The organism is Streptomyces sp. NPDC007264 (assembly GCF_042869095.1).
In the GTDB taxonomy this organism is placed as follows: domain Bacteria; phylum Actinomycetota; class Actinomycetes; order Streptomycetales; family Streptomycetaceae; genus Streptomyces.
This window is the reverse complement of record NZ_JBIAFD010000014.1, coordinates 179,920-205,135: the sequence shown is the minus strand read 5'-3', so window position 1 is coordinate 205,135 and position 25,216 is coordinate 179,920. Positions and strand designations below refer to the sequence as shown.

Genomic DNA, 25,216 nt, shown 5'->3' with positions numbered 1-25,216 from the left:
CCCAGCCTCGGCCGTAGTCGACCGACGTCGCCACGACCTGCCCACTCGTCCCGCACGAAACGAAGAATCGGGCATCAGGTCTCATACCGCCCTCTGAGTGCAGTCAGCCCCTGGCGTCCGGCGGTCTCGTGCTGTCCAGGCGAGGCGACGGCCGGAGGATCTGCCGCTCTCTGTGGCGTTGCGCCAGCCGGCACACCTGGTGGCGGTGGATGGATCGGCCAGAGGCACCGTTGGAAGTCTGCCCAGCTCCGGAGCTGTTCCACTGACATCCAACGCTGACATCAACGAGGCCGGACGGCGGCACACAGCAACAGCCTTGGACGACCGACGGACCAGCCGACGAAGGCACCAGGGGTGGGCATAGACCGAACTCCTAAAGCGGGTGTCGCAGGTTCGAATCCTGCCGGGGGGGTCGTGTCCCTTGTCGTGGTGTAGCCGATCAATCGGCCGTTGTGTTGGTGGTGTTGGGTAGCTCGGGGGCGCTCTCGGGGAGCTCGGCGGGGTAGATCTGGTCCATGCTGCCTTCTGGGAGGTAGCGGCGGGGGAAGGCGATCCATTCGTCGTGCATCTCGAAGAGCACGGCGGTGACCAGCCGTAGCAGCGCGTCGTCGTTGGGGAAGACCTGGACGACGTCGATGCGACGCTTGATCTCTCGGTTGACCCGCTCCAGCGGATTGGTGGACTGGATCTTCTTCCAATGTCGTTCCGGGGAGGCCGCGAAGGCCGTCAGATCGTCCTTGGCTTCCAGGAGCATCCGCTTTACCTGCGGAAACTGTGCGCCGAGCATGTCGGCGACCGTGTCGAGCTGGCCGCGGACGGCGGCTTGGTCGGGCTGGGCGAAGACCGTGCGGATGGTGGCAGCGACCATCTCGGCGGCGTCCTTGGGGATCACGCCGAAGACGTTGCGCAGGAAGTGGACCCGGCACCGCTGGTAGGCGGCGCCGAGCATGACCTTGCGGATCGCCTTGACCAGGCCCGAGTGGTGGTCGCCGAGCACGAGCCGGACACCGCCCAGGCCGCGTTCGCGCAGGTGGCGGAGGAACTGGGTCCAGAACACCTCGGTCTCGCTGTCGCCGACCATCACCCCCAGCACCTCGCGGCCGCCGTCCTCGGTGATGCCGGTGGCGATCACCACGGCCCGGGAGACGATCTGGTGCGCGACCCTGGCCTTGCAGTACGTCGCGTCCAGATACATGTAGGGGAACCGGACGTGGTCCAGGGGCCGGGTGCGAAACGCGGTCAGCTGGATGTCCAGGTCGGCGCAGATCCGAGAGACCTCGCTCTTGGAGATCCCGCTGTCCGCGCCCAGGGCCTTCACCAGCTCGTCGACCGCGCGGGTGGACACGCCGTGGACGTACGCCTCCATGACGACGGCGAACAGGGCCTGGTCGATGCGGCGGCGGCGCTCCAGCAGGCTGGGGAAGAAGCTGCCCGAGCGCAGCTTGGGTATGCCCAGCTCCAGGTCGCCGGCCTGCGTGGTCAGTGTCTTGTCCCGGTGCCCGTTGCGCAGCGCGGTGCGCGTGTCGGTGTGCTCGTTCCACTGCGCGCCGATCCTCGCGCTCGCCTCGGCCTCGATCAGTTCCTGGAGCATCCGCTCGGCCACCGAGCGGACGAGTTCGAGCCCGTCCGCCGAACGTAGTGACTCCAGCAGGCGAAGTAGGTCAGACTGGGACAGGGCCACCGTGCACCTCCCGGGTTGAACTGGCCGTTCACCAAGGAGAGTTGCAGGGTGGCCCGCCTCATGGGCAGGGAGCGGAACCGCTGTCGGTACGCGCCCCCAGGCGTACGCCCCAGCCTTGATCGGCTACACCACCAAGCGGGACGCCATCGCCGGGGGCACAGGCTGCGCAGCAGGTCAGAGAGTTAACGGTCCCTCGTTCCATTCGAACGGGGGGCCGTTCTGGTGATCAAATGCCACATAGATGCCACACGATCAAACGATCATGGTGTGGGTTCACTCGCGCGGGGGACTTGATCACCGCCTGGAGACATCTACAGTGCACAGGTGACGAGGGTCGGCGCGTCTCCCCACGTGCGCCAGACACAGGCTCGTCGTAACCTGCGGCGCCCCGGTGGGGAGACCGGGCCCGCTGGCGAGCGGTCACCGCACCACACCTCGTCGCCCTCGTCCGAGCCGGCGCCCGCTTCGAGAACGGCCTCCTCGTCGAACGAGACGAGGCCCTCGCAGCGTGATCCACCTCAACTGATCCACAGGTCTTGACAATTACTCAGGATCGGCGGGGGTCGTTCGTACAAACGTAGACCGCCCCGCCTCCGTTCAGAGCGGGGCGGCACGCTCTGACCGTGTCAGAGCGCGGGGCGACAGCTTCGACAGACAGAGGTACGCCGACCGGTCACCCGCACAGGTTCCGGCGTCGACGTCGCCACCTACAGCCGCATCGAGCAGGGCCACTCCTCGCCACTCCTCGACACCCTGATCCGCATCGCCGACGCGATCGGCATCCCCCTCCGCGACCTCGTCGACTGATGCGGAGGCCCCGCCCATCCACCACGGGGGAGGCAGACGGACGGGGCCGGTCCAGGCCGATCAGCCGGTCAGGGCTTGGACGGGATCAGGAATCCCCGTACCGGCCTCTCCCGCTCCGGGGCACGCGAGTCCGGCTCCTGCGCGCGCTTCCACGCCGCCACCAGCTCCGCGTACCGCGGGTCGATCCACTCAGCCATACGGCACCTCCGCCGCTCAGGCTACGGGAGGCTGGGGCGTCGGCATGGGACGGATCGTGCACTCCGGCGCGTGCTGGCACTTCGCCGCCACCGACACGAGCGTCTCGTCCGACGGCGGCCCCCACAGCTCCGCGTCCGCCTCCCAGCCCAGCTCGGCGATCTTCTCGCGGGTGCGGTCCAGGATCGGCGGATCGTAGTGCGTGGGGTCGTAGCCGGGGTAGTGGTGCACGAAGCTGCCGAGCTGGTCGCACAGCTCCGCGTACATCGCGGTGTGCAGGATCAGGGCGTGCCAGCCCTCGTCGACGATCCGCGACGGGGCCAGCCCCGTGGCAGGGTTCTTCGCGCAGGCCGCCACGAACTTGATCGCCTCGTCGACGATGCGGCCGGCCATCTCCTGCGGTTCCGCGCGGACCGGGCGGGGGCGCCGCACCACGGGTGCCCACGTGGCGGGGGTGGCGCCGCACAGTGGCGCTCTGGTCGAGTCCGGTTGGGGCCACGGGGCCACGGGGCCACGGTGTGCACCCCGGGACAGGTGCGACGTCAATGGCCTCACGTGGCCTGCAGTCCTTGACCATCGACCTCCGAGTGCCCGGTCCGGCTCAGCCGTTCGGTCAGAAAGGCGAGGATCTCGTCCCTGGCCTTCAGTGTGGGATGTCCGTCCTCGTCCACGAGGTGGGCGGTGACCACACTGTGGGGGGAACCCACCACATCACGGAAGAACGGGGGCGGGTCCGTCTTCGCGGAACCGCCCGGAAGGACGCGGCCGTCGAAGGCGTCGCCGAGCAGGGCCCGGTACGCGGCGAAACGCTGCCCGGTGCACCAACGGTCGTCGTCGAAGCGGTAGGCGAGGACCTTCAGTCCGTCGCGTGCAACGCGCTCCCGGACCGCGTGCGCGTCCTCTTCGCTCATCTCCAGTCCGCCGGGATCGTCCAACGGCAGTGACGGATGGTTGACCACCGGCGCGATGACGGCAGGCTCGATCGCCATGGTGAGTGCGAAGTTGCCCGTGAAGCACAGTCCGATCGCACCGACTCCGGGACCGCCGCACTCGGCGTGGGCCTGGCGCGCCAGCCCGCGCAGCCACGCCACGACAGGGCTGGTACCGCCCCCGGCGAAGGCACGGAACTCGGCGCTGACACACGCCCGGCGCATCACCTCCTGCCCACCCTCGACCGTGGGACGGGCACCGTCGGTCCCGAAGAGCGAGGGAAGGTACACGGTGAAACCCGCATCCCGCACCCACCGCGCCAGCCGAAGGACGTCGGGGCTGATACCGGGCATCTCCGGCATCAGTACGACGGCCGGCCCGGAACCGGCGACATGCACCGTCTTCACCACCCCGGCCACGTCCACCAGCCGGTGGGTGAAGTCCGTGATCGCGTCGCCGAGACGTCCGTTGAAAGTGGTCATGGCGACAGCGTGGACCGGTGAACCCGCACAGGGCGATAGGCTGGACCGCCATACAGAGGGGCGATCTCGCCACAGGCGTGGTGGTCAGGAGGCAACCATGAGTGCACTGCGGGTCGGCGTTCTGGCCTACCCGGGCTGCTTCGCGTCCGAGGTGTTCGGCGTGCCCGACCTGTTGACGATGGCCGCGCACGTCGCCGGTCCGGACCGCTCGGGCTACGAGGTGTCGGTCGCCTCACCCCGTCGTCGCGTCACCGCGTCGGGCGGTGCGGCGTTGGCCGTCGCCCCGCTCCGCGAGGTCGACGTTCTCGTCGTGCCGGGATTCGAGCTGGTGCCGGGTCTCGACGTGGACGCGAAACTCGCGGCCCTCGCCCCTGAGATCGCGGCGATCCGCTCACACACCGCCGCAGGCAACGCCGTCGTCTCGATCTGTGTCGGCGCCTTCCTGCTCGCCGAGGCAGGGCTTCTCGACGGGCGCCGGGCCACGACGGCGTGGCTTCTCGCCGACGAACTGGCCCAGCGCTGTCCGGAAGCCGACGTCCGCCCCGAATGTCTGGTCGTCACCGACAAGGGGGTGACGACGACCGCGGCCTTCAGCGCCATGTACGACTTCGCGCTGGAACTGATCCGCCGGCACAGCGGTGCCGACGTGGCGCGGGCAACCGCGCGGGTGACGCTCGTCGACGACGCACGGTCCTCCCAGACTCCGTACGTCGACGCGCGACTTCTTCCACAGCCCGGAGACGAGTTCTCCCGCAGGGTCATGCGACGCCTCGACCAGGACCTCGCCGCCCGATACGACCTCGCGGCGTTGGCGGACGCGTTCGGGGTCAGCACTCGGACCCTGTTGCGGCGCTTCGCCGACGAGACCGGCCGGAGTCCTCTCGAGTACCTGCAGTCATCGCGCGTCCGCCGTGCCCGCCACCTGCTCGAGACCACGGACCGAACCGTCGCCGGCATCTCCGCCACCGTCGGATACAAGGACCCCGGGACCTTCGCCGCTCTCTTCGCCAAGCACACCGGACAACGCCCGAGCGACTACCGCGCGGCCTTCCGGCGCGGTGCCGACCGGCGCGGTGCCGACTGATCGCGGCCATCACCCGGTGCGAGACCCGCCGGCGACCTTGCGTCCGTCCGCGCTCGCGGTACCGGCCCGGAGGGCGTCCCACACCCCACGCGTGGGCAGCGCGCCCCTGCTACGTTCCCCCGGTGTCCTCCCTCAACGAGCCCGCGCTCTTCACCCGTCTTCGCGACGCCCAGCGCATTCTGATCGCCGGCGCCGGCGGCGGCTTCGACATCTACGCCGGGCTGCCTCTCGCCCTCGCCCTGCAGGCAGCCGGCAAGGAGGTGCACCTGGCCAACCTCTCCTTCGCCGACCTGTACGGCTTGGAGTCGGATGTCTGGATTCGACCAGCGAGAACTGCGGTCCACCGTGTACGCGCTGTGCCGCACCGGCGTGCAACCACTGCGAGCCGCCTACCGCGCACTCATCAAGCATCTCGGCGGCCTCGATGCCATCGTCCTGGTGGACGGCGGAACCGACATCCTCATGCGCGGTGACGAAAGCGGACTCGGTACACCCGAGGAGGACATGGCCAGCCTCGCCGCGGTCGACAAGCTCACCGAAGTGCCCCACCGCCTCGTCACCTGCATCGGCTTCGGCGTGGACGCCTACCACGGCGTCAACCACGCCCTCGTCCTGGAAAACCTCGCAGCCCTGGAGCGGGACGGCGCCTTCCTGGGAGCCTTCTCCGTCTCCCGAAGCAGCCGGGAAGGCGCCCTCTACCTGGAGGCCGTGGCGCACGCCCAAGCGGCAACGCCCGACCACCCCAGCATCGTCAACGGCTCCATAGCCGCAGCGGTACGCGGCGACTTCGGCGACATCCAGTTCACGCAACGGACCAAGAACAGCACGTTGTTCATCAATCCGCTGATGTCGCTCTACTTCTGCGTGGACGCACCCGGGCTGGCCCGCCGCAACCTGTATCTCCACAGAATCCAGCAGACCCACCTCACCCGCCAGATCAGCTCCATCATCGAAGAGTTCCGCGACGAACTGCCCCGTCACCGCCCACCGCGCGTCATCCCACACTGAATCCATCCTCATGAGCGTGCCGGTCGTCGGTCCGCCCGGTTCGGCTCAGGGCTTGGGCAACGGGTGGACGAGCCTGTGCGTGTGCCGGAGGAAGGGCAGAGCGGCGGCGAGTACGAGCGCGGCGGCGCCGGAGACCAGCAGCGGGACCCGGCCGTCGGAGCCCCAGGCGAGTCCGGCCCAGAGGCCGGCGAGCAGGACCGCGGCGCCGGTGGCGCCCTGGTAGAGCCCTTGGGCGGTGCCCTGCTGGCGGTCGGGGACGAGGGTGGAGATCCAGGCCTTGCCGACACCGTCGGTGCACGCGGCGAATCCGCCGTAGAGGGGCAGCACGACGAAGACCGGCCAGGGCGCGTGAATAAGGCCGAGGCCGAGGTAGCCGGCGGCGAAGAAGACCAGGCCCGCCGCGAACACGAGCGGGTGGGGCACCCGGTCGGACAGGGCTCCGGCGGGGTAGGACAGGGCCGCGTAGGCGAGGTTGTAGACCACGTACGCGCCGACGACCCCGGCCGTGGACAGGCCCAACTCGTGGGCGCGCAGCAGGAGCAGCGCGTCGGGGAAGTTGACCAGGTTGAACAGGAGCAGCACGGCCAGGACACGCCGGTACGGGCGGGGCAGGGACCGCCAGGGAGTCCGTACGGCCCTCGCCGGCGCTCTGTCCGCCCGGCCCGGGTCACGGACGGCGGCGACCAGGGCGACCGAGGCGACGACCACTAGAACCCAAGATCATGGTCCGGGGCCTTTGACATCCACTTTTGACTGTGAGGATGTCGGTGGTGACGCCCGAGGTGGTCTGACCCGCCGATCGACCGACGCGCAGGTTGTCTTGTTGATGACATGTCGGCCGACTCGGGTGGTGCCGTCGCAGGTGGTCGAAGCGGCACCCTCGCTGGTCGCACTGTCCGGAGGAGGCATCGAGACCGCCGCCCAGATCCTGATCACCGCCGGCGACACCCCCCAGCGGCTCGCCTCGGAAGCATCGTTCGCGCACCTGTGCGCGGCAGCCCCCGTCCAGGCCGGCTCGGGCCGCACCAACCGGCACCGCCTCAACCGCGGCGGCGACCGCCGGGCCAACCACGCACTCCACATGATCGCGCTGGTCCGCATGCGCTACGACCAACGGACCCAGAACTACGTCGCCCGCCGCACCGCCGAAGGCATGTCCAAGAAGGACATCCGGCGAAAGGGACCGCGGTGATCTACAGCTGAACGGCGGGATCAATCGCTCTCACCACGTGACCGTCCGTGGTCCCGCCCGTGCATTTCCAGACCGCGGTCTCATGGAAGTAACCCACATGCAGACCGCGGTCGTGCTCGCCGCAGACGGGCCAGGTCACGCGATGGTGGCTCATGACGAATTCCTGCACCCCTTCCGCCACAGCACCCAGAACCTCTGCCCCATCGGGTGTGGAGACCTCCGCCGACTTGATGTGGACCACGCCGACCGGTCCCAGGTCCGGGTCGCGCACGTAGTCGATGTAGCAGAAGTCGTCGCCGGTGGCCGCTTTCCCGGTGTCCTGCTCCGCCGACCTGGTGACCGTCTCGAAGGCCGATCTCGCCATGGAGAAGGTTCGCGCGGTCCAGGATTCACAGAACTCCGATTCCGGAATTTCTCCACGCTCGCCGTACAGCTCCGCCATCCACGTCAGTACCTCCTCGGGGAGCTGCTCCCCGTGCCGCCAGACCGCTCGCAGCATCCGGTCCTGCCAGTCCGAGAAATTCGACATCATCGCTGCCTTCCGATGGCAAGGAAAGCCGGGGGAGAAGTGGCTGCCCACTTCTCCCCCGGCGGTGATCAACCCGAAGGGTCTCAGGTGAAGAGGCCGTAGACGTTCAGGGTCGGGTTCCTGACGCAGATGTTCATGACGGTGAACTTCCCGCTGAACTCAACGTTGTCCGTCCAGTCGAACCAGAAGGTCATGCCCATGGCCCTGTACTTCCCCCGGTCCGACTCCGGTCTTCCTCTCCCGTTCGGGACACCCCAGGAGCCGTGGAAGACGTAGGTGCCCGACTCCAGGTGGCCGTAGTTCTGATTCCTCTTGGCGTAGTACAGCGGAAGGACGATGGTGTACACGAACTTCAGAGCGCCGTACTTCTTCCAGATGCTCTTCAGCTTCACGTACCAGGTCAGGCTGCACTTGGACTTCCCGGTGCAGTTCCTGCTGATGCCGATGGTGTAGTTCTTCGTCTTCTTCGTCTGAGTGCGGTAGTTCAGCTCACCGCTGGTGTCCGACTGACCGATCGGGTCGGCAGGGTAGATGTAGGCGCTGGTGTTGCCGCCGTGGACCGGGTCGCTCTGGAGGAAGCGGCCGGTGGTCGGATCGTAGACGCGGACGCCCATGAGGGTGTATCCGGCCAGGCCGTCGGTGGCTTTCTGGTAGGCGCCCAGGGACCCGTACTTCGCCGCGGCGGCCGTGGCGTCCAGCGGGTTGCCGTACTCGTCGTAGCGCTGGACCGTGGCGGCGGAGGTCGCCAGGTCCAGCCGGACGGAGATGTCACCGTGCAGGTTGGCCAGTTGGAGGACCGCGCCGCCGGTGGCACCGGTGGTGGCGGCCAGGCCGCCGGAGAGGTCGGGGACATTCCGGCTGACGGTGGAGGCGGAACCCGCGGTGGTGACCGTCCAGGACGGAGTGTCGCAGCCACAGTTGTAGTGGTTCACCGTGGTGCTCGTGGTCGACCAGGTCGCGCCGCTGTCGCTGGTGGTCGCGGTGGCCGAGGACGCCAGGCGGCCGGAACCGTCCAGGCCCCAGGTGGTACGGGTGGAGCCCACGGTCTCACTGGCCACCAGGTCGTTGGTGTAGTAGGCCAGGGTCTTGCCCGCCACCTGGGTGGTGCGCCCGAAGGCGTCGTAGGTGTAGCCCCCGGCGATGAGGCGACCCGCGGTGTCGTGCGCGTACGCCGTGCTGGAGGTGGTGGGGGTGGAGCCCGCGGCCGTGACCGTGGTGGTCAGCGAGGTGCGGTTGTCATCCGTGTCGAAGGCGTAGGCGCGCGAGGTCGTCGTCGTGCCGTCGTCGTCGGTGGCCAGGGCCAGGCGCCCGGAGGCGTCGTAGCCGTAGGCGGTGGACAGGGTTCCGCCGTCGGTCTGGGTGTGACCGGTCTGCTTGCCGTGGATGGTGTAGGTCGCGGAGTCGGAGAGCACGGTGGTGCCTGAGGAGTCCGCGTAGGTCACCGACGTCTGGTTGCCCGTCGTGTCGTAGGTCGTGGCCAGGGTGTAGCCACCGGGGAGGGTCTCACCGGTGAGAGCGCCGTCGGCGTCGTGGGCACCGGCCGTGAACGCCCCGGCGACCGAGTCGGTGATGGACCGGGCCTGGCCGGTGGTGGCGTCGTAGGTGTAGGTGGTGGTGGACGGCACCGAGTCGGACGCCGTCACCGGGCGGTCGAGGATGTCGTAGGTGAAGGAGCTGGTGCTGCCCGACCCGTCGCTGTAGGTGAGTGTCCGGCCCAGGGCGTCGTACGTCGAGGTGGACGTCCTGCCGTCGGCGGTGGTGCCGGCGACCTGGCCGGTGGCCTCGTCGTAGGTGATGGTGGTGGCCGGAGTGCCTGTTCCGGTGCCGTCGGTGACGGTCGTGCCGGTCGGACGGCCCGCCGCGTCGGGCGCGGTGGTGGTCGTACGGGTCACGCCGTTGGCGGTCTCGGCCTTGGTGACGACCTGGCCCCACCGACCGTAGGTGTAGACGGTGGTGACGGCCTCGGCGGGGTTGGTCCCGCCGCCCGAGATGGCCGCGGCCGGGGCGGTCCTGCAGAGCAGGCCGTCCCACTCGGTCGAGGCGCAGGCGCCGACGGCGTGCGCGTCGTAGTAGGTGTACACCAGCGTGCCCGCGTCCGAGCCGGACGATTTCGGGGTGCGGGTGGTGGCCACACGGCCCGCGCTGTCGTAGCTGGTCACCTGGCCCGCGGACTCGCCGCCGCCGGTGGTGGCCAGTTCGGAGCCCGTGGACCAGTCGTAGGTGGTGGTCGTGGTCTTGGCCTCCGCGTCGGTGGCGTAGCCGGCTATGGCCGCGCCCGTGGTGGAGGAGGTGACCAGGTCGGAGACCGCCGCGTTTGCCGGGGCTCCCTCGTCGTAGGCGTAGGAGGTGTGGGCACGGGCCGGGACGACCGTGCCGGCGGCCAGGGTGGACTCGGGGGTGGTGCCGGTGAGTTCCGCGGCCAGGGTGATCTGGTGCAGCGGACCGTACTCGTCCGTCACACGGGTGCCGTCGGCGGAGTACTCCAGCACGGTGGCCAGCTGCTGGGCGCGCTCGGCGGTGGACAGATCGGTCAGGCCCAGGGCGGCCAGTTCTGTCGCCGCGTCGGCGGAGGTGCCCAGGGCGAGTTCCCGGTTGCCGGCGGTCAGGTCGGAGGACTCGTTGCCGAGCAGGTCGTACTCGGTGGTGGTGATCGCACCACCCGGGCTCACGGTGTTGGTCTCCGCTCCGTTCGCGTTGATGTAGCTGATCGTGGCCCGGGCATAGGCGCCGGCTGTCAGGTCGCCGCCGGTGCTGGAGGCCGGAACGCTGTCGGCGGGGAAGAACGCGGTGGCGTCGGTGGGCGCCTCGTCCTGTCCCCAGGTGGCGACCGTCGCGGTGTCCATCTGGTACGGGGCGGCGGTACCGGAGACCGGGACGTCGTAGACGACGGTGGTGGCCGCCGTGCCGGACGTGGTGCTCGCGGAGCCCGCGGCGAGCGCGGCACGCGACACCTTGAGGAGCATGCCGGCCCCCGAGGTCAGGGCCGAGCCGGCCGTGCCGTAGGTGAAGGTCCAGGGCAGCTCGCCCGGCTTGGTGTACGTGGCCACGCGGCCGTCGGTGCCGTAGGTGTACTCCGTCTTCAGCGAGGGGCTGATGCGCGGGTCCCACACCTGGCGCAGCTGGCCGGAGGCGTCGTAGGCATACGAGGCGAGCGTCTCGGAGGTCGAGGCGGAGGCACCGGGGGTGGTGGCCCACAGCTTGACGGCCGAGACCTGGTTCAGATAGTCGCCCAGTGTGCTGGAAGTGGCCGTGGTGGCCGGCGCGTAGACGTACTCCAGTACCCGGCAGCCCTTCGTGGACGGCGTCGTCTGGCAGGTCGTCGCAGTCGCCGCGCTCGTCGGCGAGACCACGTACCTCGGACGGGCCAGCTTCTTGCCGCCCACGTCCACCGTCGTCGAGAAGACCGTGACCGTCGAGTCGTCGACCGCCGAGGCCGACGAGAACACCGTCCACGTCGTCGAGGCCGGGTCCGCCTTCGCGAACACGACCGTGTCGGCGTCGGTGTCGGTCAGCGTGAACATGTTCGTGGTGGTCGAGTAGGTCAGCGTCAGGGACTCGGCACCGATCTCCGGCTGCCAGCCGCCGCTGCTCGTCCCGGTGAACGCGATCGCGCTGCCGTCACCGGCCAGTACCTCGACAGAGGAGCCGGAGGTCTCGCGGATCTGCGTGTAGTCGCTCGACTCGGCGGAGACGGCCGACGTCCAGCCGGGGCCGAAGATCTGCGCCTGGCCCTCGGTGTCGGTGCTGTTGGTACGCGAGGAGAACGTACGGTCCACGCTCGCGGCGAACGCGGAGGCGTCGGTGGCCGACAGGGTGAAGTCACCGGTGAGTTCGTTGACCTGGCCCGGGCCGATCTGATTGGTGAGGGCGGTGCCCGCGTCCCGGTCGAGGGTGACCTCGGCGGTCTGCGAGTAGCCGGTGGTGGTGCCGTCGGTGAACGCGGCCCGCAGCTGGATCACGCCGTCCTCGGCGAGGGTGGAGACGGTGTTCCACACCAGCTTGGTCGCGGTGCCGCCGCTGACGGCGACGGGCCAGGCGGAGACGGCGGAGCCGGAGGCGGTCACGGCACCGACGGGCACGGTGTGCCAGATGTCGGTCTCGCCGCGCCGGTACTGCCAGGTCACGCCGGTGTAGGTGGTGAGGCCCCTGGCCGCCAGGGTGACCCGGCGGGCGGTCGTGTCGCCGTCCTGCGGGGAGAGGATCGCCGCGCCGTCGGCGCCGACGCCGAAGCTGTAGGCGGTGCTGGCGGTCGAGAGGTTGCCGCCGGAGTCGATGGTGCGCGCGTACAGCGTGTGCCAGCCGCCCGCCGGGTTGATGCTGATGGTCTGCGCGTCGCCGCCGTTGCCGTTGGTGGTGTCCAGCTTCGTGTTCAGCAGGGACGCGTCGTCCAGGCCCCACTGGTAGCCCGCACCGTCCGTGGAGGAGGTGTCGAGGGTGCAGTTCACGGCGGCGGAGGCCTTGGCGGTCCAGTCGTTCTGGGTGTACGTGTCACAGGTGACGGTCGGTGCGGCCGGCTTGGCCGTGTTCAGCACGAACGTCGTGTAGCCCGTCCACGACCCGAAGTCCGTACCGTCGTACGCCCGCGCCCGGTAGCGAAGATGGCTGCCGGAGGGGAAGGCGGAGGCGGAGGGGATGGCCAGGGTCGAGGTGGAGCCGGAGGTCACGGTCTTGCCGTACGCCGTGAGGGAGTACGTGGTGTCCGCGTACGCCGGGTCGGCGGTGATCTCGTACTGCGCCTGGACGTTGGCCCCGTCCGGGTCGGTCACCTTCGACGACAGGGTCGGGGTGAGCGAGGTGACGTAGCGCTTGCCGTTGTAGGCGTTGACCTGCGAGGGCGCGATCGCCGTCGAACTGGGCACAGCCGGGTAGGAGTTGTACGTCACGGTCAGGTGCGGCTCGGTGGAGCCGTCGCCGGAGACGTAGTTGGCGGAGCGGTAGCGGCGCCAGGTGGTGGAGTCGGTCTCCGAGGCACCCGCGATACGGACACCGTAGTTGGTGGAGCCGTCGGCCCAGGCCTGCACGATGGCGTCGATGTCGAAGTTGACGGTGCCGGCCGGGCAGGAGTCGTTGTAGCCCTTGGCCGCCGTGCTGGTGACCGCGCCGGTCGTGGTGGTGGCGGGCTGGTCGCCCCAGGTGATGTCCGGGGTGCTCCAGGCCCCGGTGATCCGGCGCACCTGCGTGCCCGCGCCGGTGGTGGCACAGGTCGAGGAGTAGTACGAGTACAGGGCGAGGTTGGTGTCGGTGATGTGCTTGCCCGTGAACGCCGACACGTCGAACTTCAGGTAGGCGCGGGCCTTGGTGGTCCCCGCGTCGTACGTACCCGACTTCAGCTCCTCCGAGGAGACCTGGGAGTCGGGGTAGTTGGTGGCGACCCAGGTGTCCGCGGAGGCGGCGAGCGTGCTGGTGGGGTCGACGGTGACCGGGTAGGTCAGCTTGTTGTCGGTGAAGTAGCTCGCGTCCGGGGTGAGGACCAGGGTCTGCGACCCGTCCTCGGCCGTCTCCACCTTCGTGGCGACGGGGGCCCGGTGCTTCGACTCGCCGGACTTACGGTCCTTGGAGGAGTCCCACATCATCGGCGCGGGCGCCTCGGCGACCAGCTTCCCTGCGCCGTCCTTCAGCAGCAGGTGACCGGATTCGGCCACCGACAGCTCAAGTCCCTTGAGCCGCATGGGTATCCGGTACTCCAGCGGACTCTCGGGCGCCTTGTCCAGGACAACGTTCTGGCTGAACCCCTGCGAGAGCGCGGTGACCGTCAGGGTCTCGCCGTCACCGAGATCGTAGGAGGCGGTGTCGTCCTTCACCGAAGGCGTCGGAAGCTTCGACTCCCAGCCCATCCCGAACGACTTCGCGCCCTTGGTGACCGAGGCGAGCGCGGTGTCCCCGCCATCGGAGACCGCGATGTCGGCGGCGGCCACCTCCGGCTCCAGCGCACTGCCCTCGTCGGCCAGAGCGGTGTCGATGGTGCGCCAGACGCCGTCGACCTTCTGCCGGATCGGCGCCGCGTACGTGGATGTCTGCAACTGCCCGTTGGGCAGCGCGTACGTCGTCGAGCTGGCAGAACGTTTCGCCAACACCTCGATCCTGCGGCCCTGCAACCGGGCCATCAGCAACGCGGCGGCCGTCGAATCGGCCGAAGACGCCGCCGACTTGGCGGACTTGCCCGCGACTGTCGCCCGCGTGGTGGCGGAGTCCGCGGCGGCGAAGGCCTGCCCGCTCCCCAGCGACACCAACGCCGCCTCGGCGACCAGTACGGCGGCGACGGCGAGCGCGGTGCGTCTTGGCGATATGCCCGCGACTCGCGCCCTTCCCCGTTGTCCGAATCTCAACACGACTCCTGTGATCACGCCATGACGCCTGATACGCCATGGGCTGCGTGAGTGTAAATGGAGAGAAGCGGTGAAGATCATCAACGGTGCGGCCACTCCGGGCGGAGCCCTCGAGATCGTTACGTGATCTTGCCTGTCGGCCGCTTGACCTGCACAGGTACCGGTCACATGGGCGCCGGGACGGCGGCGGAGTTCGCGCGATGGTCGCGCTGCCCGCGTGCGCATGTGGGGTGATTTCTGGCAAAGGGCCGACGGCCGTCGGTGTCGGGCTTGACCGCGAGCTGCCGGGTGCGTCGGTATGGAAACGTGATGTGGGGTTGGTGCTCTTGTCCTGATGCGGACGACGACTCCCGCCACTCGCGCCCGCGCGGAAGGCCATGCCGATCTCGGTTCCGTGAGGGAACAGGGCGGTCCTCCTCTTGCTGACCCGAAGAGGAAACGGAGCGGCCATTCGCCCAGGCCGGCACCCAAACGGCCCGCGAATGACCGCAGCTTTCCAAGCCCATAGCCCCATCCGTCGTCACAGACCAGCTGTCGCTGCTCGCTCTGGTGGACAACACGGCCGCAATATCGTGGCTGATGCCGGTGGGGGTGCAGCGAGGCATACGCGTGTGCGGTCGGCCGGCGCACCCGCCGTCGTGGCTGACTGCCGTCCAGGATACGAAACCTCAAGAGAACCTGGTAGAAATCTGGGCTCCGATTGATCGATGTCTTTCCTCCTGTCGAGGTGCTTGCACTCGACGTCGACGAGGAGCGCGAAACCAGCTTCATCAGACAGGTCGACGCTATGAAGATTTGGCCAACGGGAGAATGCAGTACTGGTCAAATCGGTCAAGAGCACCTGACAGAAAGCCTGGTCGTAGCCATATCCCCTTCCTGGCTGAGTCGGCAGTGCTGCGGGAGGTGCTCGGGCCCGAGCTGTACGAGGCCGTACTGGCCGTCCGCTGGCGGTATCGACCGGCTACTCCTCGGGCTCCCAGGCGATCAGCTGCTCGAACACCTGCTGGTCGCCCTCGATCTCCAGGTCGCTCAGCGTGAGGCGGCCCCAGACGAAGAGGAGCAGCTGCTCGGCCGTGCCCGTGGCTGAAGCGGAGGCGGGCGCGGCGTCGTCCGTGAGGGGTGCGGGCCAGGCGCCGGTGCTGCCCAGCGCGAGGAGCCAGGAGCGGCCCTCGGTGGCGTGGTAGTGGATGGTGGCGGCCTCGTGCGGCCAGGCCGCCGGGGTGGAGTTGCAGGTGTCGAGAAACTCGGCCACGCCGTCGATCGCGACGTCCGCCGGCATCGGCTGCACGGCACCTGCGGCGAGCTGCGCGTCGTAGGTGTGCACCAGCACCTCGTGCACCCGGCGCCGGGCAACGCCCCAGGCATTCGCCGGCGACACGCCGGCGCCCCACCACGCCCAGCACGCGCGCTCCGGGCCGGCCTCGCGCAGCGCACTCAGCAGCAGCTCGTTCGACTCGGCGTACCAGGCCGGCAGCGCCTCGAGCTCGCGCGGCGCCTCCGCGGCATCCTTGGCCGGCGGAGCCTCGGCCGGGCCCGCGGCGACGATCGCAGCCCACCAGCGCTGGCCCGTACCCAGGTGCTGCACCAGATCGAACACCGTCCACTCGGGGCAGGACGGCACCGGCGCGTCCAGGCTGGGCGCGGCGGCAACCGCACTCCGGAACGCGGCCGACCGCTCGTCGATCAGTTGCAGCAGGGCAGAATACTCAAGACTCTCTGTCACATCGCTTGCCTATCACCCCGGCTCAGCCGACCGCGCCCTGTTTTCCAGGCCGTCGGCTGCGGGAGTTGGAGCACCTGATGGAAAGCCTGGTCGTAGCCATATCCCCTCCCTGGCTGGGCTCGTTGGACGATTCATGGGGAAGGGGAACGGTCCTCCGTGGAGGGTGCCGGATGACCTGTGGGGGCGGATCGAGCCGTTGCTGCCGGTCAGGCAGCGGCGTCCGCGCCGTCCCGGCCGGCTGCCGCTGGACGGCCGTGGTCGCCTGCAGGGCATCCTGTTCGTGCTGCACACCGGGATCCGGTGGGAGCGGCTGCCGCAGGAGCTCGGCTTCGGGTCCGGGATGACGTGCCGGCGCCGCTCGAAGCACCACGTCATCACCGGCGCAGGCGGCACCCCGCTCACCATCACCCGCCCGCCCACGGCTACGCCGCCCTCTCCCTCACGGACGGGCCGACCCTGCGGGCAGTCGCAGGCTCCGTGATCTGCCTGGTCCTGGTCGCGCTGCTCGCCCTCGGCATCGCCACAGCGGTCCGGGACACGGCGGTGGCGACGGGCGTCGTGCCGGGGCTGCTGGACGGCGGGACGGCGGGACGGCGACGCTCTTGGCGGCGCCGTCGCGGAGGACGCCACGGCCGCGCTGACCCTGTGTGCCGGGTCAGGGCCGGTCAAAGGCGGGCCCTGACCCGTTGCGTGACTGACCGGTGCGCGGCCTCAGTTGGCGCTGGTCGCGTCTGTGGCCGCGGCGGGAGCCGATTCGGTGCCGTCCGGCATGACCGCAGTGACCCAGTAGTGATGCGCGATCCCCCAAGCGGCGTCCGTGTCCGAGTAGAAGCGGGTGCCGGCGCCCAGCGGGGTGCTTGTCAGCCGCACGTACGACGAGGAGTGCCCGTCCCAGCGATAGACGTGAAATCCCGTTGCCCCTGCGCAGTCCTCGACGTGACAGCTCCAGGCGAGCTCCGCCCAGTTCCCGCTGATCGACCTCGCGGTGAGCTGCAACGGCGCGCCGGGCGGCGTCGGAACCGTGGGAGTGGCCAGGTCGAGTTCGGTCACGGTGACGAAGGAGAAGGTCTCGCCCGTGTCGAACCGTGAGTTGCCCGACTCGTCGACGGCGACCACGGCGTAGCGCACGGTCTGGCCGTCCGCGGGCGTCTCGTCGAAGTGGTAGAGGTCCTCGTCGGAGCTGTACCACTCCTCCCAGAGCAGGTAGTAGGTCCAGGTGCCCGCCTCGTACTCGCCCTTGTAGACCTGGTAGCTCGAGATCTCCTCGCTCTCGCTCGGCTGCCACTTGATCGCGACGCCGTCCTCCTCCGGGGTGGCGCTCAGCCCCGCAACGGGAGCCGGTGCGAGCCCCTCACGCGGGGCCACGGCGGAGGCCGGAACGGACTCCACCGACTCGTTCGACTGACTGTCCACGGCAGTGACCGTGTAGTCGTACTTCTTGTCGTGGAGCACGTACGGGTCGGTGTACGTGGCCGTCCGCGCCCTGTCCTCCACCAGGCGGCCGTTTCTGTAGACGTGGTAGTGATGGACGTCCTCGCTCGGCGAGGCGCTCCACTTCAGGACGATGCCGGCGCCGGGCACGGACGACGCCGTGAGGCCGGTCGGCGGGAGCGGCGGGTGGTTGCCGCGGGTGACGCCGTCGACCGCCGACCGCGTGGACACATTGCCTGCCGCGTCCACGGCCGAGACGCGGTACAGGTGGTGCAACTGCTCCCGGGCGGTGGTGTCGTTCCAGGAGGCGGCGGTGACCGTGGCGACCTTGCTGTAGACCGGGGCCGAGTCGTCGTCCACGATCTGGCTCGCCCGGTAGACGTAGTAGCGCGCGGCGCCCGTGACCGGCTGCCAGGTCACGGCGACGCCCGACGGGCCGTCCGTGGCGGTGAGCCCGGTGGGTGCGGGGGGTGGTGTCTTGTCGGTGGTGGTGACGGACTGGAGGGGTGAGCCGCCGGATTCGTTGCCGGCCTTGTCCGCGGCGCGTACGACGTGCTGGTAGCCGGCACCGGTGGCGGGCAGGCTGTCGGTGAAGGACGTCGTGGTGGGTGCAGCGATCCGGGTCCAGGTGGTGGCGCCGGCGAGACGCCGGTAGACGCGGTAGGCGGCGAGGTCCATTTCGGGGCTCTTCGCCCAGCGGACGGTGGCCTTGAGGGTGGTGGGGTCGTAGGCCGCCGAGACACCGGTGGGGGCGAGGGGCTTGACGGTGTCGACGGTTGCCGAGGTGCGAGGGGCGTAAGCGAACTTGACGTTGGCGTGGCCGGTCCAGGCGACGAAGTCGACGCGGACGGTGTGGCGGCCGCTGGGAATGGTGAGGTTGACGGTCCTGGTCCGGGTCGTGGAGACGTTCGTCCAGATATTGACCTTGCGGATGTCATCGACGTAGACGCGGATGCCGTCTCGGACGGCGGTGGTGAAGCTGAAGGGCCCGCCGGAGCCGAAGTTGCGGACGGTCTGCCAGCGGACGGTGAAGTTGTCGCTGGGCAGTGTGACCCCGGCCGGGTCGCCGGTGCCGTAGTCCTCGTTGATCGAGGTGTCGCAGGTGGTCAGCTTGGGCGTGCCGCCGAAGGAGGTGTTCGGGTAGTACGTGGCCTTCCACACCCCGTCCGCGCACGTGGTGGCGGCGTGGGCGGTGGCCGGCAGCGCAAGTCCCGCGGTGGCCGCGGCGATTGCGGCGGCCGTGGCGCAGGCAGCGCGGAAACGCTGGTGCATGGGTATCGGTGAATCGCTCTCGGTCGTGGGGAGCGTGGGGGGCGGCGCCGGGTCATGGGGGGCGGCGGCGATATCAGGGCTGACAGAAAGCATACAGATGTGCGATCACCGCGTTCGAATCCTGCCGGAGGCACAGACTGCGTAGCAGGCCAGGGAGTTGACGGCCCCTTGTTCGAGTCGAATGGGGGCCGCTTTCGTGATCGAATGCCAAGGTCGGGGTCCTCAGCCGAGTGCGCCAACCGGGGCCGCGCGGGTTCCTCCATGGCGCTGCGGGTGGTGTGGTGGTGTCGCAGACGGTCAGTCCGCGCTGTTGCGGCGGGCGGTGAGGCTGATCCGTGCCCGTCCCGCGCGCCAGGCGTGTTCGGTCAGCAGCACGGTGGAGGCGGTGGCCAGGCACACGGCCCATCGGGCGGGGTCGAGGGGGACGGTGTCGAAGACGCCCCGGGCGAAAGGTGCCTGGACGGCGATGACCTGGAGGGTGAGGACGGCGGCCAGGCAGATCCACAGGGTGCGGTTGTGCAGTTGGTGGCGGCCCAGGACGGGGCCGTCCTCGTTGCGTGCGGCCAGGGCGTTGAAGAGCTGGTAGAGGACGAAGGTGGTGAAGGCCATGGTGGCGGCGGTCGCGGTGTCGGTGAGATGACGGGCGGCGGCGAAGACGGCCACGGTGCCGGTGGCCATGACGGCGCCGACCCGCGTGATGGCGGTCAGGCGGCGCGCGTTGAGGATGCGTTCACCGGGCGGACGGGGCGCTCGGTGCATGACGTCGTCCTGCGGGGGGTCGATGCCCAGGGCCATGGCGGGCGGCCCGTCCATGATGATGTTGACCCAGAGCAGTTGGATCGCGGACATGGGTGCGGGCAGTCCGGCCAGCACGGTGGCGAGCAGGGTCAGGATGGCGCCGATGTTGGTGGACAGCTGGAAGCGGACGAAGGTGACGATGTTGTCGTAGATGGAGCGGCCTTCGCGTATCGCGCGGACGATGGTGGAGAAGTCGTCGTCGGTGAGCACCATGTCGGCGGCCTCTTTGGCGACGTCGGTGCCGGTGATTCCCATGGCGACGCCGATGTGGGCGGCGCGCAGGGCGGCGGCGTCGTTGACACCGTCGCCGGTCATGGCCACGATGTGGCCGCGCCGGGAGAGGGCTCGCACGATGGTGACCTTGTGCTCGGGGGCGACGCGGGCGAAGACGCCGATGTCCTCGATGCGGTCGGCGAGGTCCTGCTCGCTCATCCGGGCCAGATCGGTGCCGGTGACGGCGTCGCCGGTGATGCCGAGTTCGCGGGCGACGGCGGCGGCGGTGTCGGCGTGATCCCCGGTGATCATCTTGACGGTGACCCCGGCGGCCCGGGCGAGGGCGACGGCGTCGCGGGCCTGGGGGCGGGGCGGGTCGGCGATTCCGGCGATCGCGGTGAGGGTCAGCCCTGTCACCTCGTCCGGGCCGGGCCGGTCGGTGGTGGCGGTGGCGGCGCCCAGGACGCGCAGGCCCTGACTGCCCATCCTCCCGGCGGCATCGGTGACCTCACGGCGGCGCTCTGCGGTGAGGGGGGCGGGACCGTTGTCGGTCAGGACGTGGGTGCAGCGGTCCAGCAGGACGTCGACGGCGCCCTTGGCGTGGATGCGGGTGGATCCGTCGGCATCGGTGTGCGAGGTGGCCATGTACTTGGCCGCCGGGTCGAAGGGCACCTCGCCGGTACGTGGGGTACGGGCGCGCAAGGTGTCGGCGTCGAGACCGGTCTTGGCGGCGAGCACGACGAGGGCCGCCTCGGTGGGGTCGCCGATGATGCCGCCCGGGGTGAGGCGGGCGTCGTTGCACAGCGCGAACGGCACCACCGTCTCCCGCAGGTCCGGGGCCGGGTCGCCGTTGTCGGCGGGGTGTACGGCGCCGGTGGTGCCGTAGCCCTCACCGCTCACCTCGTACCGGCGTCCGGCGGCCCACAGGGTGCGGCAGGTCATCTCGTTCAGGGTCAGGGTGCCGGTCTTGTCGCTGCACACCACGGTCGCGGAGCCCAGCGCCTCGACCGAGGCCAGGCGTTTGACGACGGCGCCGCGGCGGGCCATGCGGTAGACGCCGAGGGCCAGGGTGAGGGCGAGGACGGCGGGCAGTCCCTCGGGGATCGCGGCGACCGCCAGGGCCACCGCGCGCAGCGCGAGGTCGGCCAGGTCTTCGCCGCGGACGAGGGCGACGAGCACGTAGGCGGCCACGGCGATGCCGCTGACGAGGGCCAGGCGCCGGCCCAGGCTGTCCATCTGGACCTGTAGTGGGCTGGGCGGTTCGCCGCCGGTGCGCAGTGCCTCGGCGATGGTGCCGACCTCGGTGCGCATGCCGGTCGCGGTGACGATCATCTCGGCGCGGCCGCGGGTCAATGCCGTGTTCATGAAGAGCATGCCGGTGCGTTCGGCGACCGGCACGGGCTCGTCGCCGTCGGCTGTGCCGGGCGTGGTCGTCTTGGCGACGGGACGGGATTCTCCCGTGAGAGCGGCCTCGGCGGCCTCGACCGATGCGGCGACCACCAGGCGCCCGTCGGCGGGGACGCGGTCGCCGGATTCGAGGAGGACGACGTCGCCGGGCACCAGGGTGCGGGCCGGCACCGCCTCCACCCGGCCGTCACGGCGCACCCGGGCGGTGGGCACCAGCATCTGGCGCAGTGCTTCCAGGCTGCGCTCGGCGCGACGTTCCTGGAGGTAACCGATGGTGGCGTTGATGGCGAGGACGACGGCGACGACGACGGCGTCCTTGACGTCTCCGATGATTCCGGCGACGACGGCGGCGACGAGCAGGATGCCGATCAGCCAGCTGCGGAACTGGTCCAGCAGGCGCAGCCACTGCGGTCGGCGGGCCGGTTCGGCCAGTTCGTTGGCTCCCCAGGTGCCGGCCCGCTGCTCGGCGTCCGCCGCGGTCAGGCCCGTCGCCGGGTCCACGTCGAGCAGGGCCGCCACCTCGGTGGCCTCCCGCCGGTAGGCGTCCGCCACCGCTTCCGCAGGTGTCGGTGCGGGTGTGGGTGTGGTGGGGGACGTGGCAGCGGTGGGGGGCTGCTGGGGCATGGGTCACTCCTTGCCGCGCACGGCGACGACGGGGCGGGGGGCGTGGTGCGGCAGGGCCTGGCCGACCGAACCGGGCGGCAGGCCGGCGAAGCCGGAGAGGCCGGCCGGGTTCCGTGGAGCCGCATCGGACGGCAGACGCGACGGGGAACGGCCGGAGGCGTGCACGATGCGCGGCGGTACTCCTCGCAGGTGCGCCTCACGGGCCGCGGGCTCGACCGCGCCCAGGCTGGAGGCGGGACCGTCCACCCCGACGATCACCGGGTCACTCATCGCACGCTCCCGTCGCGGAGGGCCACCGGCGAGCGGCCGTTGCACCTCCCAGCCTCGGCGCCGCCGCCCTCCGCGGCCAGGGGCCATCAGGCCGCCCGAGGGGCCGCTCGGCCCCGCCGAGATCCCGGGAAGACCAGGAGCGACCGGCAAGGTGCTCGGGCCCGCGCTGCTCGGCGATGGCCCGGTCCGTGAACGCGTTGCCGATGCCGATGCCGATGCCGGTGCCGGTGCCGCCCGCGCCCTGCGGCCGTACGCAGCCGACTGAGCGCCCCCGCCTCCGACCGGTATTTTCAAGATATTTTCGCCGAATCAACGTCATACACGGATCCGTGCTAGCTTGGCATTAGTTGCAGTTGGTACCCATGAAACTCAGTGCGCGCCTGACGGTATCCGACGTCCAGGCGCGTTTTTGTTTTTTCCGGTGCGTTCCGGAAGGGTCATTTCGGCAACCGGGGTTCCACATGGGGTGGATCCCTCAGCGGTCCGCGTGAGGAGAAGAATATGGCCACCGGTACTGTCAAGTGGTTCAACGCGGAAAAGGGATTCGGGTTCATCCAGCAGGACGGCGGCGGTCCCGACGTCTTCGCCCACTACTCGAACATCGCCGCCCAGGGCTTCCGTGAACTGCAGGAAGGCCAGCGGGTGAGCTTCGACGTCACCCAGGGCCAGAAGGGGCCCCAGGCGGAGAACATCCGCCCGGCCTGACGCCGTCCCAGGATGCCGCAACGCGGATCCGTCCGGCCCGTCCCGCGTGTCGACGCGGGACGGGCCGGGCTTTTCCGTTCGCTCTCGGTCCGCACACCCACGCCGCAGAAAAGCGGTCTCGCGCGCTGCTCCACGGCCGGGAGTCCTGGCCCCGCCGAACCACGCCGAGCGCCGCTGTCTCAGGGCTCGTCCTGACACCTGGTGCGCGGTTCGGGGAGCAGGGACGACAGGCGCGGGCATACCCTTCAGGAGAGGGGCGCAGGTGGAAGCAAGCGGCCGGCACCCTGGTCCCGGACGCCCCGGCAGCAACCCTCGCAGGTGCTCAGCGCCGCCGCCCGCAGGAGGTTCGCCATGGATCACGAACCGTTGCCCTCTGCGGGCCACGCCGAGGTACGCATCGTCGCAGCAACGCCGGATGTCGCTCGTCGTGTCGCCCAGGTACTGCGGTACTGCTTCGCCTCGACCGAGCAGCGCAGCTACCCCGCAGGCCGCGGAGGGGCGACCCGTCTCCATCTCACCATCGACACCACGCACGTCGCGCAGCCCGCACGATCGTGGCTGACCTCCAGCGCGCTCTCCTTGGACGATCATGATCCCGCGGACGAGGTGTGACCTGCCCGTGACAGCCGCACCGCCACCCCACCAGCGCCCGCACCATCGGCTACGAGCCCGAGAGCGACGGCCATGACGACACTCCGTAAACGCAAGACGTACCGCATGGCGGTCCTCCGATCGCTGTACGGAGCCGTCGAACGCAATCGCCCTGAGGTCAGCGGGGCGACACTCCGCGACGAGCTCCGTCTCCCCGATGAGGACCTCTTCGCGGCCTGCTCGTACCTGGTCGGCGAGGGCCTGATCACCGTCGACTGGACGTCCCACAGGACCCCCGCCACCGTCTCGCTGACGCATGAGGGCATCCGGTTCATGGAGGAGGAGGAAGAGTCGGCTGCGCCCACTCAGGGTGACCAGTGACCGGTCACTCCCCCTCGGACCCCTCAGCCGTTCCGGTTCAGGCCAGGCCGAACTTCTCGGCGTGTACCTGTCGCGCGGGGACCCGCAGGTCCCGTAGGCCGGCGAGCACGGCCCTGGTCATGGCCAGCGGGCCGCAGACGTACACGTCGCGCTCGGTGATGTCGGGGACCAGGTGGTGCAGGCGGTCGGGGCCGAACGGTGGTGGGGCGCCGTCCTCGCCGGTTCTGCCGGTGAGCAGGTGCAGCCGTCCGCCCCGGAGTTCGACCAGGTGGCGCACCTCGTTCAGCAGCACGGCGTCGGCTTCGCCGCGCACCCGGTACAGCACGACGACGTCGCCGGTCGCCTCCTCCTCCAGCATGGCCCGCACGGGCGTGATCCCCACACCGCCGGCGATCAGCAGGGTGCCGGGCCGGGTCCGGTGCAGCGAGGTGAACGCCCCGTACGGCCCCTCGACGAAGGCGCGGCTGCCGACCGGGACGTTCCGCAGGCCGGCACTGGTGCTGCCCACCGCCTTCGCCGTCAGGCGCAGCCCTTGTCCGCCCGGCGCCGCCGACAGGGAGAAGGGGTTGGCCAGCCACCAGTGGTGGTGCCCGGGGAACCGCCAGATGCAGAACTGCCCCGCCCTGGCCGGGAGTTTGTCGAGGTGTCGGCCGGTGACGTACACGGAGACCACGTCGTCCGACTCCGGTACCACGGCGGCGACGCGGAACCCGTGGCGGGCGTTGCGCCACAGCGGCATGGCGACACGCCCGGTCAGCAGGGCGCCGAAGGCGAACAGCCAGAGAATCCACCAGTAGGCCGTGGCGAACGCGGAGGACGTGAACGTCGTGGTCTCCTGCAACTGGTGGACGAACGACAGGCCCAGGGCCACGTAGAGCAGCAGGTGCAGACCGTGCCAGACCTCGTACCGCAGTCGCCGCCGCAGGGGCCGGGTGGAGAACACGGCGATCACCACGATGACGGCCGCGGCGAGCATGCCCAGCAGGGAAGCCGGCACCCCGCTCAGCGCGACGAACGTCTTCCCCATGGACGTGTCGTCGAGTGTCGCGTAGCCGAGCACCACCAGCGTGGCGTGGGTGAGGACGGTCCACAGCAGCAGGAAGCCGACCCAGCGGTGCCACACCGTGAGCCGGTCCATCCCGATGCGGCGGTCCAGCCAGGGCAGCCGGGCCACCAGCAGCAGTTGGAACAGCATCAGCAGGGCCGCGTGCAGTCCGAAGAGCTTGGCGACCGTGAGCACCCCGTTCTTGCCCGAACCGGCGTCGAGGAACAGCGCCTCGACGGTCGCCGCGTTGACGACGACGAACGTCCACATCGCCCAGCGCGCCGCGTCCACCGGAAGGACGGTGCCTCTGCGCACCGTATCGCCCGTCGTCATGCTTTCCTCACATCCCCCGTGGCCGCTGCACTCGCGGCCTGTGCGCGGACCAACCCCATGAAGACCGAGTGATTCGTCCGGATACCATCCCGATCGCATAGGAATACGGACCGTGTGCCCGATCCGTTCACGCCGGAACCGTCGAATCCCACCGCCGTCCGGCGGCCGGTGCGCCCCCTTCCGTCCGGC

The 25,216-nt window shown here is 69.9% G+C and carries 16 protein-coding genes and 4 pseudogenes; 8 read left to right on the top strand and 12 right to left on the bottom strand.

What is annotated here, in order from left to right:
- Positions 1–439: 439 nt before the first annotated feature.
- Complete coding sequence (locus ACFYMU_RS24070) at positions 440–1,681, bottom strand: IS256 family transposase (protein WP_388376660.1); 1,242 nt, start codon at positions 1,679–1,681, stop codon at positions 440–442.
- 699 nt (positions 1,682–2,380) lie between these two features.
- On the opposite strand from ACFYMU_RS24070, the pseudogene ACFYMU_RS24065 reads away from it, so the two are divergent.
- Positions 2,381–2,488 (top strand): annotated as a pseudogene (locus ACFYMU_RS24065) (helix-turn-helix domain-containing protein); the annotation flags it as partial.
- Positions 2,489–2,556: 68 nt separating this feature from the next.
- Here ACFYMU_RS24065 and ACFYMU_RS24060 read toward each other — a convergent pair.
- The 3 genes from ACFYMU_RS24060 to ACFYMU_RS24050 form a co-directional block, all read right to left on the bottom strand.
- Positions 2,557–2,685, bottom strand: a complete 129-nt coding sequence (locus tag ACFYMU_RS24060) for a hypothetical protein (RefSeq protein ID WP_388376658.1) — start codon at positions 2,683–2,685, stop codon at positions 2,557–2,559.
- A 16-nt stretch (positions 2,686–2,701) separates the two neighbouring features.
- Positions 2,702–3,076, bottom strand: coding sequence for a glycine-rich domain-containing protein (locus ACFYMU_RS24055; protein ID WP_388376656.1), 375 nt, complete (start codon positions 3,074–3,076; stop codon positions 2,702–2,704).
- Positions 3,077–3,234: 158 nt separating this feature from the next.
- On the bottom strand, positions 3,235–4,095 hold the full coding sequence (locus ACFYMU_RS24050) for a dienelactone hydrolase family protein (RefSeq protein ID WP_388376654.1): 861 nt from the start codon (positions 4,093–4,095) through the stop codon (positions 3,235–3,237).
- A 97-nt stretch (positions 4,096–4,192) separates the two neighbouring features.
- On the opposite strand from ACFYMU_RS24050, the gene ACFYMU_RS24045 reads away from it, so the two are divergent.
- Positions 4,193–5,179: a GlxA family transcriptional regulator gene (locus ACFYMU_RS24045; protein WP_388376651.1), complete on the top strand. Its 987-nt coding sequence runs from the start codon at positions 4,193–4,195 to the stop codon at positions 5,177–5,179.
- A 122-nt stretch (positions 5,180–5,301) separates the two neighbouring features.
- A pseudogene (locus tag ACFYMU_RS24040) lies at positions 5,302–6,187 on the top strand (DUF1152 domain-containing protein).
- A gap of 45 nt (positions 6,188–6,232) precedes the next feature.
- Here ACFYMU_RS24040 and ACFYMU_RS24035 read toward each other — a convergent pair.
- Positions 6,233–6,895 (bottom strand): MFS transporter, encoded by a 663-nt coding sequence (locus ACFYMU_RS24035; protein WP_388376648.1) that lies wholly within the window; start codon positions 6,893–6,895, stop codon positions 6,233–6,235.
- Between the two features lie 154 nt (positions 6,896–7,049).
- Between ACFYMU_RS24035 and ACFYMU_RS24030 the strand changes: the two are divergent.
- Positions 7,050–7,364 (top strand): annotated as a pseudogene (locus ACFYMU_RS24030) (transposase); the annotation flags it as partial.
- 16 nt (positions 7,365–7,380) lie between these two features.
- On the opposite strand, the gene ACFYMU_RS24025 reads toward ACFYMU_RS24030, so the two are convergent.
- The 3 genes from ACFYMU_RS24025 to ACFYMU_RS24015 all read right to left on the bottom strand — a co-directional run bounded on the left by ACFYMU_RS24025 (position 7,381) and on the right by ACFYMU_RS24015 (position 15,957).
- On the bottom strand, positions 7,381–7,959 hold the full coding sequence (locus ACFYMU_RS24025) for a hypothetical protein (RefSeq protein ID WP_388376645.1): 579 nt from the start codon (positions 7,957–7,959) through the stop codon (positions 7,381–7,383).
- A 32-nt stretch (positions 7,960–7,991) separates the two neighbouring features.
- The gene (locus ACFYMU_RS24020) at positions 7,992–14,234 is read right to left on the bottom strand and encodes a DNRLRE domain-containing protein (protein ID WP_388376642.1); all 6,243 of its coding nucleotides are present in this window, start codon (positions 14,232–14,234) and stop codon (positions 7,992–7,994) included.
- Positions 14,235–15,195: 961 nt separating this feature from the next.
- A complete protein-coding gene (locus ACFYMU_RS24015; protein ID WP_388376639.1) occupies positions 15,196–15,957 on the bottom strand; it encodes a maleylpyruvate isomerase family mycothiol-dependent enzyme in 762 nt (253 codons plus the stop codon).
- A 133-nt stretch (positions 15,958–16,090) separates the two neighbouring features.
- Between ACFYMU_RS24015 and ACFYMU_RS24010 the strand changes: the two are divergent.
- Positions 16,091–16,315 (top strand): annotated as a pseudogene (locus ACFYMU_RS24010) (transposase); the annotation flags it as partial.
- A 353-nt stretch (positions 16,316–16,668) separates the two neighbouring features.
- On the opposite strand, the gene ACFYMU_RS24005 reads toward ACFYMU_RS24010, so the two are convergent.
- The 3 genes from ACFYMU_RS24005 to ACFYMU_RS23995 form a co-directional block, all read right to left on the bottom strand.
- Positions 16,669–18,660: a fibronectin type III domain-containing protein gene (locus ACFYMU_RS24005; protein WP_388376636.1), complete on the bottom strand. Its 1,992-nt coding sequence runs from the start codon at positions 18,658–18,660 to the stop codon at positions 16,669–16,671.
- 297 nt (positions 18,661–18,957) lie between these two features.
- Positions 18,958–21,702 (bottom strand): cation-translocating P-type ATPase, encoded by a 2,745-nt coding sequence (locus ACFYMU_RS24000; protein ID WP_388376633.1) that lies wholly within the window; start codon positions 21,700–21,702, stop codon positions 18,958–18,960.
- Positions 21,703–21,705: 3 nt separating this feature from the next.
- Positions 21,706–21,972 carry a hypothetical protein gene (locus ACFYMU_RS23995; RefSeq protein WP_388376630.1) on the bottom strand — a complete coding sequence of 89 codons (267 nt, stop codon included), beginning with the start codon at positions 21,970–21,972 and terminating at the stop codon, positions 21,706–21,708.
- A gap of 501 nt (positions 21,973–22,473) precedes the next feature.
- Between ACFYMU_RS23995 and ACFYMU_RS23990 the strand changes: the two genes are divergently transcribed.
- The 3 genes from ACFYMU_RS23990 (at position 22,474) to ACFYMU_RS23980 (ending at position 23,649) form a co-directional block, all read left to right on the top strand.
- Positions 22,474–22,677 (top strand): cold-shock protein, encoded by a 204-nt coding sequence (locus ACFYMU_RS23990; RefSeq protein ID WP_359391878.1) that lies wholly within the window; start codon positions 22,474–22,476, stop codon positions 22,675–22,677.
- A 351-nt stretch (positions 22,678–23,028) separates the two neighbouring features.
- The gene (locus ACFYMU_RS23985) at positions 23,029–23,289 is read left to right on the top strand and encodes a hypothetical protein (RefSeq protein ID WP_388376626.1); all 261 of its coding nucleotides are present in this window, start codon (positions 23,029–23,031) and stop codon (positions 23,287–23,289) included.
- A gap of 72 nt (positions 23,290–23,361) precedes the next feature.
- Positions 23,362–23,649, top strand: a complete 288-nt coding sequence (locus ACFYMU_RS23980) for a hypothetical protein (protein WP_388376623.1) — start codon at positions 23,362–23,364, stop codon at positions 23,647–23,649.
- A gap of 37 nt (positions 23,650–23,686) precedes the next feature.
- Here the strand turns inward: ACFYMU_RS23980 and ACFYMU_RS23975 are convergent, their stop codons facing one another.
- Positions 23,687–25,027 (bottom strand): ferric reductase-like transmembrane domain-containing protein, encoded by a 1,341-nt coding sequence (locus ACFYMU_RS23975; RefSeq protein WP_388376620.1) that lies wholly within the window; start codon positions 25,025–25,027, stop codon positions 23,687–23,689.
- Positions 25,028–25,216: the final 189 nt, after the last annotated feature.

Bases quoted from the DNA above. Each gene is read 5' to 3' on its own strand.
- ACFYMU_RS23985 (WP_388376626.1), top strand. From the start codon at position 23,029: ATGGATCACGAACCGTTGCCCTCTGCGGGCCACGCCGAGGTACGCATC.
- ACFYMU_RS23995 (WP_388376630.1), bottom strand. From the start codon at position 21,972: ATGAGTGACCCGGTGATCGTCGGGGTGGACGGTCCCGCCTCCAGCCTG.
- ACFYMU_RS23980 (WP_388376623.1), top strand. From the start codon at position 23,362: ATGACGACACTCCGTAAACGCAAGACGTACCGCATGGCGGTCCTCCGA.
- ACFYMU_RS24060 (WP_388376658.1), bottom strand. From the start codon at position 2,685: ATGGCTGAGTGGATCGACCCGCGGTACGCGGAGCTGGTGGCGGCGTGG.
- ACFYMU_RS24045 (WP_388376651.1), top strand. From the start codon at position 4,193: ATGAGTGCACTGCGGGTCGGCGTTCTGGCCTACCCGGGCTGCTTCGCG.
- ACFYMU_RS23975 (WP_388376620.1), bottom strand. From the start codon at position 25,027: ATGACGACGGGCGATACGGTGCGCAGAGGCACCGTCCTTCCGGTGGAC.
- ACFYMU_RS24000 (WP_388376633.1), bottom strand. From the start codon at position 21,702: ATGCCCCAGCAGCCCCCCACCGCTGCCACGTCCCCCACCACACCCACA.
- ACFYMU_RS24055 (WP_388376656.1), bottom strand. From the start codon at position 3,076: ATGGCCGGCCGCATCGTCGACGAGGCGATCAAGTTCGTGGCGGCCTGC.
- ACFYMU_RS24005 (WP_388376636.1), bottom strand. From the start codon at position 18,660: ATGCACCAGCGTTTCCGCGCTGCCTGCGCCACGGCCGCCGCAATCGCC.
- ACFYMU_RS24050 (WP_388376654.1), bottom strand. From the start codon at position 4,095: ATGACCACTTTCAACGGACGTCTCGGCGACGCGATCACGGACTTCACC.
- ACFYMU_RS23990 (WP_359391878.1), top strand. From the start codon at position 22,474: ATGGCCACCGGTACTGTCAAGTGGTTCAACGCGGAAAAGGGATTCGGG.